Source organism: Glaciimonas sp. PAMC28666 (genome assembly GCF_016917355.1).
Classification (GTDB): Bacteria; Pseudomonadota; Gammaproteobacteria; order Burkholderiales; family Burkholderiaceae_D; genus Glaciimonas.
The window spans coordinates 4,185,995-4,203,237 of record NZ_CP070304.1; the positions used below are offsets into that span (position 1 = coordinate 4,185,995).

The 17,243-nt window shown below is 50.0% G+C and carries 10 protein-coding genes; 8 read left to right on the forward strand and 2 right to left on the reverse strand.

Translation table 11 applies throughout. The annotated features are described in order from the left end of the window. Nucleotides 1-87: 87 nt before the first annotated feature. Nucleotides 88-915 (reverse strand): 2,3,4,5-tetrahydropyridine-2,6-dicarboxylate N-succinyltransferase, encoded by an 828-nt coding sequence (dapD, locus tag JQN73_RS17815; RefSeq protein ID WP_205320307.1) that lies wholly within the window; start codon nucleotides 913-915, stop codon nucleotides 88-90. A 201-nt stretch (nucleotides 916-1,116) separates the two neighbouring features. Beyond that, complete coding sequence (gene dapC, locus JQN73_RS17820) at nucleotides 1,117-2,325, reverse strand: succinyldiaminopimelate transaminase (RefSeq protein WP_205320308.1); 1,209 nt, start codon at nucleotides 2,323-2,325, stop codon at nucleotides 1,117-1,119. Between the two features lie 466 nt (nucleotides 2,326-2,791). Here dapC and smc point away from each other — a divergent pair, with 466 nt between their 5' ends. From smc to JQN73_RS17860, 8 genes are all read left to right on the forward strand, one after another. Next, nucleotides 2,792-6,310 (forward strand): chromosome segregation protein SMC, encoded by a 3,519-nt coding sequence (gene smc, locus JQN73_RS17825; protein ID WP_205320309.1) that lies wholly within the window; start codon nucleotides 2,792-2,794, stop codon nucleotides 6,308-6,310. Between the two features lie 745 nt (nucleotides 6,311-7,055). Continuing rightward, on the forward strand, nucleotides 7,056-8,228 hold the full coding sequence (locus JQN73_RS17830; protein ID WP_205320310.1) for a cell division protein ZipA C-terminal FtsZ-binding domain-containing protein: 1,173 nt from the start codon (nucleotides 7,056-7,058) through the stop codon (nucleotides 8,226-8,228). A 1,156-nt stretch (nucleotides 8,229-9,384) separates the two neighbouring features. Further along, nucleotides 9,385-10,275 (forward strand): AraC family transcriptional regulator, encoded by an 891-nt coding sequence (locus JQN73_RS17835; protein WP_240162319.1) that lies wholly within the window; start codon nucleotides 9,385-9,387, stop codon nucleotides 10,273-10,275. Nucleotides 10,276-10,579: 304 nt separating this feature from the next. After that, entirely contained in the window at nucleotides 10,580-11,509 is a 930-nt protein-coding gene (locus JQN73_RS17840) for an ABC transporter substrate-binding protein (protein ID WP_205320311.1), read from the forward strand. Nucleotides 11,510-11,592: 83 nt separating this feature from the next. Next, nucleotides 11,593-13,092 (forward strand): sugar ABC transporter ATP-binding protein, encoded by a 1,500-nt coding sequence (locus JQN73_RS17845; protein ID WP_205323444.1) that lies wholly within the window; start codon nucleotides 11,593-11,595, stop codon nucleotides 13,090-13,092. Between the two features lie 46 nt (nucleotides 13,093-13,138). Then, nucleotides 13,139-14,065, forward strand: a complete 927-nt coding sequence (locus tag JQN73_RS17850; RefSeq protein ID WP_240162595.1) for an ABC transporter permease — start codon at nucleotides 13,139-13,141, stop codon at nucleotides 14,063-14,065. 66 nt (nucleotides 14,066-14,131) lie between these two features. Next, nucleotides 14,132-15,247: an alcohol dehydrogenase catalytic domain-containing protein gene (locus JQN73_RS17855; RefSeq protein WP_370551371.1), complete on the forward strand. Its 1,116-nt coding sequence runs from the start codon at nucleotides 14,132-14,134 to the stop codon at nucleotides 15,245-15,247. 8 nt (nucleotides 15,248-15,255) lie between these two features. Continuing rightward, nucleotides 15,256-16,917 carry an FGGY-family carbohydrate kinase gene (locus JQN73_RS17860; protein ID WP_205320313.1) on the forward strand — a complete coding sequence of 554 codons (1,662 nt, stop codon included), beginning with the start codon at nucleotides 15,256-15,258 and terminating at the stop codon, nucleotides 16,915-16,917. Nucleotides 16,918-17,243: the final 326 nt, after the last annotated feature.

Genomic DNA, 17,243 nt, shown 5'->3' on the forward strand with positions numbered 1-17,243 from the left:
GGGCTCATGCCGTCGCAAGGGTGCGCGGCGAGGTGTGGCATCAAACAAAATACCTGAGCCAGCGTAAGCTCTGACTCAGGTGATTGATTACGCTTCGCGCAATAGTTCGTTAATGCCTGTTTTTGCGCGTGTTTTTGCATCCACGCGCTTAACGATTACTGCACAGTACAAACTATATTTTCCATCCGCAGACGGGAGATTACCGGACACAACCACGGAACCTGATGGAATACGGCCATAGGTAACTTCGCCAGTGGTACGGTCGTAAATTTTAGTCGATTGGCCGATATAGACGCCCATTGAGATGACGGAGTTTTCTTCGACTACGACGCCTTCGACAATTTCTGAACGTGCGCCGATGAAACAATTGTCTTCGATAATGGTTGGATTAGCTTGCATTGGCTCCAATACGCCCCCAATGCCGACGCCGCCGGAGAGGTGGACGTTTTTGCCGATTTGCGCGCAAGAACCGACCGTTGCCCAAGCATCAACCATGGTGCCTTCATCGACATAGGCGCCGATATTCACAAAAGAAGGCATCAGCACGACGTTTTTGCCGATGAAACTGCCGTGACGGGCAACCGCTGGTGGCACTACGCGAAAGCCGCCCTTGGCGAAATCGTCCGCAGTGTAGTTCGCAAATTTGGTCGGAACCTTATCGTAGAACTGCATGTTTTCGCCGGCAGGCATCGGCATGTTGTCTTCCAGGCGAAACGATAATAGCACCGCTTTTTTAATCCACTGGTTAACTCTCCAATTGCCGTCAATTTTTTCAGCAACGCGCAACGTACCTTGATTCAGCTCCGCGATGACGTTGGCGACTGCTTCGCGCAGGTCGGATGGCGCCGTTTTTGGAGAGAATTCGGTGCGCTGTTCCCAGGCCTGGTCGATAAATTGTTCTAGAGATTGAGTCATGATTTGTCGCTTATAAGTGATGAAAATTGTTGAGTACTATCGGTGTGAAAGCATTCAGACGCTGTGCTGGACCATTGCTGAAAATAATCATTTTCTCAGTTACGTTTCGGTTCCACCCAACGCTGAACAAAATCAGTAAAGCTATTCGTTTGTTGTTTGTTGTTTGTTGTTCGTAGTTCGTAGTTCGTAGTTCGTCGTTTATCAGGTTTGCAGCCCGCGCACGAACTTGACAATGCGCTGCGCAGCTTCCAGGCATTCTTCTACTTCCGCAACTAATGCCATACGAATCCGCGACTGTCCTGGATTGGTACCGTGTGCATCCCGTGCAAGGTAGCTCCCGGGCAGAACTGTCACATTATATTCGGCATACAGTCGCTTGGCGAAGTCGACGTCCGACAACGTGGTGTATTTATCGACTTTGGCCCACAAGTAAAACCCCGCATCGGGCAGGGATACCTCTAAAACCTCTTGCAATATCGGGGTAACTTGCTGAAATTTAGCAATATACTTGGCGCGATTCTCCGCCACATGGGTTTCGTCATTCCACGCGGCTATCGAGGCTGATTGGACCGAAGGACTCATCGCAGCCCCGTGATAGGTGCGATACAACAAGAATTTCTTTAAAATGCTAGCGTCGCCAGCCACAAAACCCGAGCGCATTCCGGGTACGTTGGAGCGCTTGGACAAACTGGAGAAGGTAATCAGACGCGGGTAGTTGTGGCGTCCCAACCGATGGGCGGCCTCCAGGCTACCGAGCGGCGCTTCAGTTTTGAAGTAAATTTCGGAGTAGCACTCGTCTGCCGCAATGACAAATCCATATCGATCCGATAACGCAAATAACTCTTTCCAGTCGTCCAGATTGAGTACTGCACCCGTTGGGTTGCCTGGTGAGCACAGATAGAGAAGCTTCACGCGCGCCCAGATAGCTTCTGGTACGTTACTGTAATCGGGGGCAAAGTTGCGATTTGCGTCCGAGTTAACAAAATAAGGTTGTGCGCCAGACAAGTAGGCTGCACCCTCGTAAATTTGATAAAACGGGTTGGGGCACATAACCAACGCATCCCGATCAGACGGGTCAACCACGGTTTGCGCTAACGCGAACAATGCTTCTCTTGATCCGCTAACGGGCAAAATCTGGGTGGCTGAATCGAGCGCCGGTAACTGATAGCGTCGTTCAAGCCAGCCAGCAATTGCTTTTCTCAGTCCGTCACTACCCGCAGTGTTGGGATAACTTGCGAGACCGTCGAGATTGTCTGCTAACGCCTGTCTGATAAAGGCTGGCGTTGGATGTTTAGGCTCGCCGATACCCAGGCTAATCGGTTTATATGCCACATTGGGAGTGACATCGGCAAAAAGCATCCGCAGTTTTTCAAAAGGATAGGGCTGCAACTGGTCTAGTAGTGGATTCACGGAGGTTTTAGATAGCAAAAGAAAATAGTCGTAAGGCAAAAAATGCGTCAGGCACTGCGTCTCGTATTATATACAGAAGTAAATATGCATAAGCCTTATAAGTCGGGATAAGCGACTTTATCGCCCGGGCGAAAGGCGTTATCGAGTGAGATAGCACACCCATTTCAGCCATTGGCCCGAGATCACGCTGATCAGTGCCGCCGACATCGCAGATTTTTACGCCCCTAACCTATCCCGCTGGTTAGGCTCCTTTCGCGGCTACGTAACTATAGAGTGAGCATAGAGTGCGCATACACTGCGCATAGACTGAGCAGGGAGTCAGTTATCACAATTTTTGACCCTTTTGGCATCAACGGAGGCCATGTCGAATGTTATGATGCTGGTCCTTTCGAGATTTTTCTCGCTTTCATGTAATTTGAGTGCGGCGGTTTTGTATTCGCCGACTTTGATAAGAATAGTCAATAACGTGCGTCTAACTTCCATTAAATTAGCGGGATTCAAGTCTTTCGTTGATCCAACCAATTTTCAGGTACCCGGCCAGCTGGTCGGCGTGGTTGGCCCAAACGGTTGCGGAAAGTCCAATATTATTGATGCCGTGCGCTGGGTTTTGGGTGAGTCCAAAGCTTCCGAGCTGCGCGGCGAGTCTATGCAGGACGTGATTTTTAATGGCTCATCGCACAGAAAACCTGCTGGCCGCTCATCGGTTGAGCTGGTTTTTGACAATGGGATGGGGAAGGCAAGCGGGCAGTGGGGCCAATATGCTGAAATTGCAGTGAAGCGCACGTTGACGCGAGACGGAACCTCTACATATTACATCAATAATCAGTCGGTACGACGCCGTGACATCCAGGATATTTTCATGGGTACCGGTTTGGGGCCACGCGCGTACGCAATCATCGGACAAGGGATGATTTCGCGGATTATTGAAGCGCGCCCGGAAGAGCTGCGCATTTTTCTTGAAGAAGCTGCCGGCGTCTCGAAATATAAGGAGCGTCGCCGCGAAACTGAAAACCGTTTGAACGACACGCGCGACAATCTATTGCGTGTGGAAGATATTCTCCGAGAACTCAACAGCAATTTGGAAAAGCTGGAAGCGCAAGCGGCGGTCGCCCATAAATTCCACGCCTTGCAAGGCGATCAGGAAGAAAAGCAAAAACTTTTATGGTTGTTGCGCAAAAACGAAGCCAAAGCTGAGCAAGAAAAATTTTTCCGCGAGATCGAAAAAGCCCAGACGGATCTGGAAGAGCAAACCGCCAAATTGCGTCATGTGGAAACCGAGCTTGAGCATATGCGGCAAGCGCATTATGCCGCTGGCGACCGCATGCATCAGGCTCAGGGTCATCTTTATCAGACCAACTCCGAGATCGGTAGCCTGGAAGCACAAATCAAGTTTGTCATTGAATCGCGCAATCGACTGCAATCACAACTCAACTCGTTGACCGCTCAACGTGACCAATGGCAACGCCAGGGCACTCAACATCAGGATGATTTGTCCGAAGCTGAGATCCATCTGGAGGAATTGGCGGCCCGCGTTGAGCAGTCGCAAGTCTCTGCGCAGCAGCATAGCGATCATGTGCCCGCTTTGGAGCAATCTTGGCGCGAGGCGCAACTCAAGACCACGGAATCACGCGCCAAAATTATGCAATTCCAGCAGCAAATCGAGCTGGAATCCACACATCAGCGTAATGCATCGAATATTTTAAACGGCTTGACCGGACGTCGCGAACGTCTCTCCCAGGAAAAAAACGGCTTAAACTTGCCAGACACCACGCATTTGACCAATCTCAAAATGCAGCTCGAGGAAAAGCAGGCCGGGCTGGAAGAAGTCAGCATGCAACTCGAAGAGTCGCAGGAGCAGCAACCGCGTCTTGAAGAGGAACGACGTACCGCCCAGCAACAGGTCAACACCGAAACCGCCAACAACGCCCAGCTGGAAGCGCGCCTGACGGCTTTGAAGCAGTTGCAGGAAAGCGTTCAAAGCCAGGGCAAGGTACAACCGTGGTTGCAAAAGCATGAGCTGGCCGAGTTGCCGCGCTTGTGGCAAAAGTTGCACATCGACCAAGGTTGGGAAACCGCGCTGGAATCGGTATTGCGTGAGCGCACTTCCGCACTGGAGATGTCGAATCTGGACTGGGCCAAAGGCTTCTTTAACGATGCGCCTCCGGGTAAGCTCGCCTTGTTCACGCCTAACGGGATAGCCTCGGAAAGCAACGCTGCTACACCCGTAGGATTTAAGCCTTTTCTGAACTTAATGCAGCTCAATGATCCTGGCTTGCGCGCATTAATGCAAGATTGGTTGCACAATGTTTTTGTCGCGGATGACACCGTGACAGCGTTCGCGGAGCGCAACAAACTCCCGGTCGGCGCTTGTTTCGTGACTCGTCAGGGGCATGTAATCAGTAAAACCAGTGTGCGCTTTTATGCTTCCGATTCGGAGCAGGACGGCATGCTGGCACGTCAGCAAGAGATTGAAAATATTACCAAGCAGTTGCGCGCGCAGCAAATGTTGGCCGACGAAGCGCGCTCGCGCTCAGTGCGTGCTGAAGCTGCTTTGACGCAAGCAACGCAACGGTTGCAAGAACTCCGTCTGCGTCACAACGGCCTCACCCAATCGGTCCATGGCCTGCAGATTGATGTAATGAAGCTGTCCGAGTTGCAGGAACGCTTTAATCAGCGCAGCTCACAAATCGCAGCAGATCTGGCCGAAATTGCTGCTCAGGAAAATGAACAACAACAAGTAAAAATGGAGTCGGAGGCCAAGTTTGAACAACTTGATGCCGAGCTGGGGGAATTACAAGAGAAACACGAAGATGGGCAGACTGACTATCTCAATAAAGAACAGCAACTTAATGATGCCCGTCAACGCTTGCGAGAACTGGAACGCAGCGCACAGGAAACTGAGTATGCTGAAAAATCGCATCGCAATAAAATTGAAGAATTAAAACGGAGTATCTCTACGGCGCTGGAACAGGCTGCACAGTTGTTTGCCAATATGCAGCAAGGTCATCTGGAGTTGGAGAGTCTGGACGATCAGGCGGCACAAACCGGTTTGCAAGACTTACTAGACAAGCGGACGGATCAGGAACGTGCTTTGGCCGATGCCCGGCATGAGTTGGATCAGGTGTCGCAAAACTTGCGGCAGCACGAAGATACGCGCACCCAAGCGGAGCGCAGCCTGCAACCGCAACGTGACCGCATTATGGAAGTACAGTTGAAGGAGCAGGCTGCACGTTTGAGCCAGGAACAATATTCACAGCAACTGGTGGAGTTTGGTGCCGATGAAGTTGCTCTGGGCGAAAAGCTGCATGACGACATGCGTCCTTCTTATTTGCAGGGTGAAGTCACGCGGCTTACCAATGCGATAACGGGACTAGGCGCGGTCAATCTGGCGGCGTTAGATGAGTTGGCCCAAGCTTCCGAGCGGAAGAATTTTCTTGATGCGCAAAATGCCGACCTGACCGAAGCGATCAACACACTGCAAGATGCTATTCATAAAATAGATATCGAAACGCGCGAGTTGTTGCAAGATACGTTTGATCGGGTCAATGGCCATTTTGCGGAGTTATTCCCGATATTGTTCGGTGGTGGCCAAGCCAAGTTGATCATGACCGGTGACGAGATTCTGGATTCCGGCGTCCAAGTGATGGCGCAACCGCCCGGCAAGAAAAACGCGACGATTCATTTATTGTCTGGCGGCGAAAAAGCCCTGACGGCCACGGCGTTGGTGTTCTCCATGTTCCAGTTGAATCCGGCCCCGTTCTGTTTGCTGGACGAAGTTGACGCGCCGCTGGATGACGCCAACACTGAACGTTTCTGCAATATGGTGAAACGTATGTCCGAGCACACCCAGTTTCTTTTCATCTCTCATAACAAAATTGCGATGGAGATGGCAAACCAATTGATTGGTGTCACGATGCAGGAGCAGGGCGTATCGCGTATCGTGGCAGTGGATATGGAGTCAGCTAGAAGTTTCGCGACCGCTTAACGATTACAGATGTCACCGCTAGCGCTGCTCAATCACTCAGCGAGAATTTTTCGGCCCCTGGTAGTGATTGACCAGCCAATTGCGCGCCGCGTGCGGTTTCACTGAGCTTCACTGAGCTTCACTAAGCCTCGCTGAAGGTAATATTCGCGTTACGCATAGCTTTTTGGGAACACTGGCCAGATTCGCGTGTCCGACAAAAGGTTTGCGTTGATTAATCGGTTTCGACTCTTGCTTTCAGTAATTAGCCGCCTAAATTCGGTGTAAGGCGTATTTATACCTGTCGATGCCGCAGATTTAATGAAATAGTTGCAATAAGAGTAGGCTTTAGCGCCACATTTATTGATAATGACGCATGAGAAGTTGCAAGGCTGAAAAAAAGGTTTTCAATTCCGGAAATACGCTTAGTTTAGAAATGCAAAATCTGTCGGGTTAAGCTGAAGTGACTAGTGGTTCTTCTAATGCCGCTGCTTCCGATGCCTGGCTATAATTAATTGAATCTTATGGACACATTGTTCTTCACATCGATTGTGCCGCTTTTGCATTTTTGTGTGGCGACCTATGGTCCTTTATCCGTTATCGTATGCTGCCATTAACAATGACATTCGCCGCAAAATTATTGCCGTTCGGAACGGGTATTTCTGGCGGTGGATGTGCGCATGCGTAATTCCCTATTTCAACCGTTATTCTGCGTACACTCAGGCACTGCTGTGCCTGCCATTGTGTGCGCTATCGAGGCCCTAGTAGCATGACCGATCTACAAACCAGTCTGTTCGTCATAGGCGGCGCAATTATTGTTGGCGTCGTTTCCTATAACAAGTGGCAGGAATATAAAGCCAAAAAAAGCGTCGAACGCGCATTTGCCACTTCGCATGACGACGTCTTGATGACACCTCCGGTCGAATCAACGGAGCGATCGGAGCGGACAGAACGGCATGAGCCGGTCTTCTTCCCATCTGAAAGCGGGCCGGAGGTCGCTGTTTCTCCAGATATACCGCAGGATAATATTGACCTGACTGCCGAGCAACTGGCGACCGAACCCCAGGGGCAGATGGTAGCGCCGTCCGCGAGCGCGGAGGTCGCGGGATCGGAGGCGGTGGCAGTACAGAACATGACTCCTCCTCAAATTGAACTGCCTGTCGATGGCTTGATTGATTGTGTTATTCCATTGACGCTGGAAGCTCCGGTCCGTGGCGATAAAATTCTGCCGGTGCTGAATAATTTGCGTTATGTCGGCAATAAGCCCGTTAATTATATCGGTGAGGACAGCCACGGTGAATGGGAGCCGATTGCGCATGGTGGTGTGTATAAATCATTGATGGCCGGCGTGCAGATGGCCAATCGCAGCAACCCACTGAACGAGATTGAGTATTCCGAATTAATAATAAGTCTGCGCCAGATCTGCGACGATCTCGGAGCTGAACCAGACATTCCTGATATGGCCGAAGTGATGCAGGGCGCACGGGCCTTGCATCAGTTTGTGATCGAACATGATGCCCAACTCGGGGTGAATATCCAATCGAAAGGTGCTCCCTGGGCGGTTAGCACGCTGATGTCCGCATTAACGCGGCAAGGCTTTGATGCGCGCCCGGAAGGTCGTCTGATCATGTCGGATGGTGACGGTGGAGTATTGTTCTCGCTATCGATCAATGCCAGTGCCACTAGCGAAACCACCGCCCGTTTGACTCTTCTGCTGGACGTTCCACGTGTTTCCCAATCGCGCGATGGCTACGGTGCGATGGTCGCCTGTGCTCGTTCGCTTGCATCGCGTTTAAGCGGCATAGTGGTGGACGACAGCAATCAGCCGTTAGCGGACGTGCAACTAACGGAGATCGCTGGTCAGGTGGACGCGTTCTATCTTGATATGGAAGGTGCCGAAATTTCTGCTGGCTCAACCCGCGCTTTGCGTCTGTTCAGCTAACATTTTTCTCTTGCGCCACGCGAGGGTGCGAATGTGTGTAGCGCAAAGTCGTGAAGGATTGAAGCGTTCGTTGCACCCTCGTCAAAAATAAACTTTAATTCAAGCTTACTTAATCGGGCACTTACGTCCCGGGCTGGTCGCCGGAATAATAAAAACCGTCGTTGGAAGAGCGCGGGTAAAAGTGCTAGTTGCGACAATCAGCACTTAAATTTAAAGTTAAACTTAACCAACCAATTTATGCGCCCGGCGTAAAGCCCGCTCGCAATCTGGGCGGCCTCTATCTCCCTCGTTACCCCGCATGGCCAATAGTGCTATCGCTTCTAAGTATCCTCTGCCATACGAACGATGTTCGCAATTTCGCCCCATTTTTTGGTTATCACCCCACGATAGTGTCGCTGCCCCTGCCGGCGCCAGCGTTTTTATCCACGCTCATGGCTTTTGGCTGAACGGTTCAAATTCTCGTGGCACGGAATATCTGCAACGTTTGTCCTTTTCTGCTTTGCCAAGAGGCGATTTATATCGTTTGGATTAAAGATAGGCAAAATCTTACGTTACCTCCGATAAAGACTTTTTGACCTTGGAAGTTGAATTTTTCTTTTCGTCCTTTTGCGTGCAGCAACCTCATGCTTTGATAACGGAAAAAATGGTCGTATCACGACGTTTTTTTTGGATAGAAATGGGATATCCCGAGGCAATATCTTCCGTTTGTCCTATTTCCGCGAAGTGAGCGGGATTTGGAGTGATTCCGTCTATGTTAGAGAATCTTTTCCCGCGTGCTTTATGCATATAAACGTAGTTTTAGAAATTTTTTGCTGTCGAAAAAAAGCCAAAAAGTGGATTGACTTTATTTGTAACCGCAAAAATGTATCGGTCCCTGCATTTTTTTTGGTAGTCCGACTCAGTTTGAACAACTAGACTCAATCACATAAACCATAAGTCATAAGGCATCTGGTGCGGGCTAAGGAGTTCAAACTCCCATTTTGTCGTACGAAGATCAGCGTACCGTAGCGTAATCGGCAGGGGACAAAGTAATGGCAGTTCTTCTTTTTGAATCATCCGTGACCCAATTTCGGACGCAGATAAAGCGCGTTAAAAGTCGGAAAACCGTGTTCGGCGTAACTATGCGTAAAGTGTTAAAAAACCGGTGTGCTGAAGTATGTTAACTGCACACATGGAACCTAACCTTGAAGTAGTAGATGTCAGTAGTCATGAGTCCTTTAATGCATGGGGGCATGGCTATCCGCACAAGTCCGTCCGCTGGCACTTTCATCCTGAATACGAAATTCATTTAGTCACCGCCGCCACCGGAACCTTTTTTGTTGGCGATTTTATTGGTACTTTCGCTCCAGGAAATCTGGTGATGATAGGGCCGAATCTTCCTCATAATTGGGTGAGCGATTTAATGGAGGGCGAGTTGGTGTATCAACGTTGTCTGGTGATGCAGTTTCCGGGTGCGTTAGCTTCAAATGCTATCAAGATTTTTCCAGAACTACGCTATGTTGGAAAGCTGTTGAAAGAGGCCCGCGGTGGTCTGTTATTCAGCTCTGAAACCGGTCTTGCCGCGCAGTCGTTAATGCTGGAGCTAACCGAGGCACGGGGTATTCGCCGAGTGCAGCTGTTTCTGACTTTGATAGAGCTGTTGGCACTTGATACCAGTCGCAAGCGGCTAGCTAGTTCCGAGTACGCCTCTGATATGGGCGACATCGCATCATCAAAAATCAATGTAGCTTTAAAGTACATTAATAAAAACTTCGCGACCGACTTGCGAGAGCCAGACGTCGTCGCGATTACGGGACAAAGCATCAGCGCATTTTCCAGGGCTTTCCACAAGCATGTCGGAATGACCTTCGTGAGCTATATCAACCACCTGCGTATCAAACGCTCTTGCGAACTGCTGACAAGCGGGCGAATCAGCATCACCGATATTTGCTTCAAAGTTGGATTCAATAATGTGTCCAACTTCAATCGACAGTTTTTACTACAAAAAGGGATGTCGCCCTCTAAATTCCGCGACATCGACGAAATGAAAATTTCGAAATGTTCCTAACTTAACGAGGGTGAAAAAGCGTTATTGAAGGCCCAGGGGAAAATCGCGTCCACTATTTTTCTTTTGATCTGGTGGCTGAAGTTGCATGAGATCGAAGAAAGATAGCGGACTTTATTTTGAACAAATTTATGCAGTAGGAGGCTGCTTTTTTGAAGGTGTTTCAAACAGATCTATCGGGTAGATCCAGGTAAGGCACGCGATGGACGACTTGCGACGTCATGACTAGTTAGTTATTCAAAAATTGCTATGCCTAAAAGGTTATAGCGTTTCACTGGAACCAGTGGAAAAAATGAAGGAGACCGTTATGAGCCATAAAAATAAATTAACACCCGTTTTCACTGCCGTACTCTGTTTGGTAACCTTTTCTGCGTTTATCTCTAACGCGGCTTCAGCAGAACCGTTGAAGATCGGGATGTCTTTCCAGGAATTAAACAATCCGTATTTTGTCACCATGAAGCAGGCATTGATGGATGCTGCCGCAACCATTGGTGCGACCGTTATTGTTACCGATGCCCGACATGATGTCTCGAAGCAGGTGAGTGATGTCGAAGACATGATTCAGAAGAAGGTCGATATTTTGTTAATTAATCCGACCGATTCCGTCGGTATTCAATCGGCCGTCAAGTCTGCCCATGCTGCAGGCGTTGTGACGGTCGCCGTTGACGCGCATGCCGAGGGTCCGGTGGATTCTTTTGTGGGCTCGAAGAACTTCGATGCAGGGGAAATTGCTTGCACCTATCTTGCCAAAAATCTCGGTGGCAAGGGCGATGTGGCGATTCTGGATGGCATTGCGGTAGTGCCGATCCTTGATCGGGTTCGGGGTTGCAAGAAAGCCTTATCAACGTTCCCGGGAATCAAGATTGTGACCACTCAGAATGGTAAGCAGGAACGAGATCAGGCCCTGACCGTCACAGAAAACATCCTTCAGGCGAATCACAAATTGAAAGGCATCTTTAGCGTGAATGATACGGGTTCAATGGGTGCGCTATCGGCAATTGAGGCCAGTGGCAGAGATATCAAACTGGTCAGTGTAGACGGCGCACCGGAAGCGATCACTGCAATTCAAAAAAAGAACTCCAAATTCATTGCTACTGCAGCGCAATATCCGCGCGATCAGGTTCGCCTGGCTCTGGCAATCGCATTAGCTAAAAAATGGGGCGCCAATGTCCCGGCCAGCGTGCCGGTAGACGTAAAGCTGGTGGATAAAGACAACGCGAAAACCTTTCGCTGGTAGTCGGCCATCCTTTGTTAGTCTTGCACTCTCACGTCACATCGTGGGAGTGTGTTTTGGTCTTTGATTGATTGCACGAGGCAATGATGAACACGATTTTAAGTTTGGAAAATGTTTCCAAGAGTTTTCCGGGTGTGAAGGCGCTGTCCGATATAAATTTGTCCGTTAATAAAGGCGAAATTCATGCGTTGTTGGGAGAGAACGGCGCGGGAAAGTCGACTTTGATGAAAGTCCTGAGTGGGATCTATCGTCCTGACGACGGTCGAATTATCGTGAATGGCGTTCAGCAAAATTTTCGTAGCTATAACGACGCAATAGATGCCGGTATCGCCATTATTTTTCAGGAATTTAGCCTGATTCCCTACTTGAATGCCGTAGAAAATATTTTTCTCGGCCGCGAGTTAACTGATCGGTTTGGTCTCCTATCCAAGGAGTGCATGCGTGAAAAGGCAGTCGAGATATTCGAAAAACTGAAGATCGACATCGATATTTCTATCGAAATTAGCCGACTTAGTATCGCCCAGCAACAGTTTGTCGAGATCGGCAAGGCGTTGGCGCTAAATGCGCAAATTCTGATTTTGGATGAACCCACCGCGACGCTCACACCAATGGAAGCAAAGCATCTTTTTAAGATTATGGGTGATCTGAAAGAGGATGGCGTGGCAATGATATTTATTTCCCATCACATGGACGAAATTTTTGAGGTGTGTGATCGGATTACGGTGCTCCGCGATGGGAGATATGTCGGTATGGTCGATACAGACAGCACGGATGTTGATAGTTTGGTGGAGATGATGGTGGGCCGCAGGCTGGCGAGCAAATTCCCCGCCAAGCCGGTTCAACGTTACTCCGAGCGCATAGTGTTAGAGGCGAAGGACGTGCGCATCCAAAAGGAAGGGCCGAGCAATAGCTTCATGCTTTATGAAGGAGAAATTCTCGGCTTTGCCGGTCTGGTTGGTTCCGGTCGGACTGAACTGGCGCGTGCGGTCATGGGCGCAGACCCGGCCTGGCAGAAGACGGTCTATGTCAATGGTGTTCAGGCTGCTTTAAACAATCCGGCCGAGGCGCTGGAAAATGGTATTGGTCTTTTACCAGAGAGCCGAAAGTCGGAAGGACTAATCACCGGTTTCAGTATTAAAGACAATATCTCTATTAATAATTTAGGAAAATATTTGTGTGCCGGTGCCCTGATTGATAGGAAAGCCGAGGAAATGACAAGCCAGATAATGATCGACCGGGTGGGTGTCAAAGCATCCGGACTGAGCGCTTTGGTATCAACGCTGAGCGGCGGTAATCAGCAAAAAATTGTCATCGCTCGCTGGCTCAATCATCATTGCAAAATTCTTATTTTTGATGAGCCCACGCGCGGTATTGACGTTGGAGCAAAGGCCGAAATTTATAGTCTGATGCGTGAGCTAACGCTACAAGGCTACTCGATTATTCTGATTTCTTCTGAGTTGCCGGAAATCGTCGGGATGTGCGATCGGGTAGCGGTGTTCAAACAGGGATCGATTGTTAAATTATTAGAAGCGGATTCGATCAATTCAAGCGAGGTAATGCGCCATGCAACCGCCGGTAAACATTAATGTAAGAAACTTCTCAGGTAAAAACGTCTTTTCCATCACGGGGCTAATGGCGCAACTCAAAAAATCTCCGGCATTTTTTCCTTTTGTCGGTTTATTCCTGGTCTGTCTGGTGATGACTGCAACCACCGATGATTTCCTGTCGGCTGCAAACCTGATCAACATTGCGCGACAAGTTTCAATCAACGCGATCATTGCGGTAGGCATGACTTGCGTCATTTTAAGCGGTGGTATTGATCTGTCCGTAGGGGCCGTTATGGCTCTCACCGGCACGCTCACAGCGGGTCTGATGGTGGCAGGAATACCGGCAGAATTCGCTATTCTTATCGGCTTGGCGGCCGGCATACTTTTTGGTACGGCGAATGGATTTTTTGTCGCCTATGCAAAGATGCCACCGATCATTGTGACGCTCGCGACAATGGGTATTGCCCGCGGGCTGGCGCTGATCTATACCGGCGGCTATCCTGTGGGTGGTCTTCCCGACTGGTTTGAGTTTTTCGGCCGCGGGAATGTTCTCGGTATTCAAATGCCCATCCTGATACTCATCACAGTGTTCGCACTCGCTTATGTCGTGCTCGATCACACGCCGATTGGTCGCTACATTTACGCCATCGGCGGTAACGAGGAGGCGACGCGATTAAGCGGCGTGCGTGTCCCTCGTTATAAGTTGATGGTGTATGCGATCAGTGGGTTCACCGCGGCGATTGCCGGATTGGTGTTAACGTCGCGACTTATGAGCGGCCAGCCGAACGCCGGGGTTTCATTTGAACTTGATGCAATCGCGGCGGTCGTAATGGGAGGAACCGCGATCAACGGCGGTCGCGGTTCCATTATTGGAACGCTGGTAGGCGCATTGATGTTGGGGGTACTCAACAATGGGCTAAACATGATGGGCGTATCTCCTTATCTTCAAAATATCATTAAGGGCCTCATCATTTTGCTCGCTATTTATATCAGCCGCGGTTCAAGCAAATAAACCTGAACGGCCCGTACGGGTCGTCAACTAAGAGAATAATCAATGGGACAAATTGTGGCAACGGATATGCAACGAGCAGAAACGATTGAAGGAGGTTCCGCCGTACCAGATATGCAGGCGGTGGTATGCCATGGCCCGAAGGACTACCGTTTGCAAAGAATCAAACGGCCGGTCGCCGGTCGCAATGAGCTGGTCATCAAAATTGCCGCGTGTGGCATCTGCGCCAGCGACTGCAAATGCCATTCTGGTGCCGCAATGTTTTGGGGCGGGGAGGGTCAGCCATCCTGGGTCAAGCCCCCGGTGGTGCCGGGGCATGAGTTTTTCGGCTACGTAGAGGCTGCCGGCGAAGGCGCCGAAGAGCATTTCAACGTGAGAATCGGTGACTGTATTATCGCTGAGCAGATTGTGCCATGCGAAAAATGTAGATACTGCAAATCCGGGAAATATTGGATGTGCGAAGTACACAATATTTTTGGCTTCCAGCGTGATGTGGCAGATGGTGGAATGGCCGATTACATGCGCATTCCGCCGACCGCTATCGTGCATCAGATTCCGGAAAGCCTCTCCTTGGAGGACGCCGCCCTGATTGAACCCATGGCTTGCGCTATTCATACCGTGAATCGTGCCGAAATTCAGCTGGATGACGTGGTCGTTATCGCTGGTGCAGGTCCCCTGGGATTGATGATGGTGCAGATCGCCCGCTTGAAAACACCTAAGAAACTGGTGGTCATCGATCTGGTTCAAGAGCGCCTGAATGTGGCATTACAGATGGGTGCGGATATGGTGATCAATCCGTCTGACGATGATGCAAAAGTGATTATTGACTCGCTTACCGATAGCTATGGCTGCGACGTATATATTGAAACCACGGGCGTGCCCGCGGGTGTGACGCAAGGCTTGGAACTGATTCGAAAATTAGGTCGTTTTGTGGAATTTAGTGTGTTCGGCAAGGAAACCAATGCCGACTGGTCCATTATCGGTGACCGCAAGGAACTCGACGTCCGTGGTGCCCATCTTGGGCCGTATTGCTATCCGGTCGCCATCGATTTGTTTGAACGAGGGCTGGTGACTTCGACAGGGATCGTTACGCATGCCTTCTCATTGGATGAATGGGAAAAAGCTTTCGCCCTCGCCAATTCGCTCGATTCCATAAAAGTGTTACTCAAACCAACGTCTACCTGAGGCATCGCATGAACTACGTCATTGGTGTCGATATAGGTACGCAGAGTACCAAGGCATTGCTGGTCAGTTGTACCGGTGAGATTATTGCTCAGCATGCAAAGGCTTATCAACTCGATACGCCAAAACCGCTGTGGGCCGAACAATGGCCATCAGTCTGGTACGAGGCGGTCATAGAATGTGTTCAGCGAGTAGTGGAAAAAAGTGGACTTCCCGCTGAACAAATCAAAGCAATATGCGTGAGCAGTTTATATGGCGGTGCAGGGATACCGGTCGATACCTGGATGAAGCCACTTTACCCCTGTCTGATCTGGATGGATCGGCGCGCCAATGATGAGGTCCGTTGGGTCAATGAAAGCGTCGATCTGGAGCGCCTGTTTGCCATTACCGGTAATTCGGTAGATAGCTATTATGGTTTTACGAAGATGCTATGGATCAAACGCAATCGCCCCGATGTGTGGGAACGGACTTATTTGTTCCTTCCGCCAAACAGCTACATTAACTACTTGCTGAGTGGTGAAGTGGCCGTCGATCACAGTTCGGCGGGAAATATCGGTGGAATTTACGATGTGCAGCAGCGGACCTGGTCGGAAGAAATGTTGGACAAACTTGGAATTCCTTCAGCGATGATGCCGCCGCGCCTGGTAGATTCAAGCCACGTCGTAGGCGGTTTGCGGTCGGAGCTAGCCGCGTGTCTTGGTCTTACTGCCGGAACGCCCATTGTGGCCGGTGGTGTTGACGCTGCTGTGGCGACCTTTGCGGCAGGCGTGACGCGCGCAGGAAACCATGTTGCCATGATCGGTACGAGCATGTGCTGGGGCTATATCAATCAACAGGTCGACGCACGTCATGGCCTTATTAGCATGCCACATGTCCATAATAGTCAAAAGGACCTATACATATTTGGAGGTGCGATCACGGCGGGCGCATCGGTCAGTTGGTTTCGAGATACATTTTGCCAGTCCGAAATTGAAGCGGCAACCCATTTGGCGGGTGGCGATGTACATCAAATTTTGGAGGAAAAAACGAAGGGTATTCCAGCGGGAGCCGAGGGGATATTATTTTTGCCATATCTAATGGGAGAGCGCAGCCCCGTCTGGGATGCGAAGGCCAGCGGCGCTTTCATCGGTTTGAGTTTGTTTCATACGCGGGCACATCTGTATCGCGCCGTGTTGGAGGGCATCAGTTTTGCTCTCAAGCATAATATGGATGCGGGCGCAAAAGGAGCGCAGTCTCTCGATGACAAGTTAATTGTCGTAGGCGGTGCTGCACATTCCGACTTGTGGATGCAAATCATTGCCGACGTGACCGGCTATCCAGTCTATACGATTCAGGAAAACGTCGAAGCGGCGCTAGGCGCTGCGTTGCTGGCAGCCGTTGGGGTTGCGCTTGTAGATAACAACACTGCGGAAAAGGGCTGGGTGACTTTAGTCCCACGCACGGTGCCCGATCCGACCGTGAGGGCCATTTACAGCAAGGTTTTTGCGCTTTATGTTGATCTTTATCCGGTATTGAAACCGATAATGCACCGGCTTCAATCTGGCGCAGAGGGAAGCGATGAGTCAGAAATAACCAGGGCGGAAGTAAATTTTGTTGATGAGGCCGTCAACGAAAAAACAATTTTGGCGGCGGGATGCCCTCAATCGAATACGGCGCAGAGCAGAAGGCCATAAATAAAAGAAATTGCACGCAAAACTTCCCAGCAGCGTTAGACGTTCAATAGTGGCCTCAGCGCCGTCTGCGTTCACCTGGGCTGCTGGGACCCATTGCATCAGTCTTGTAAAAGAACAATAAATACGATCACGTAACGGTTTCACCCTTTAGAGTAGAAGGCCGGGATAATGAAACCCGGTCGTAGCGCACCGATTTTTACATCCATCTCATCTTAAATCTAAAAAAGCATGTGGTTGCGCCCGTCTTTCACGCTTACCTGTCATGCGTACCAATTATGCGCATCAATTAGGTATACTCACAGGCATTGGGAATAGAGCAACAGTGA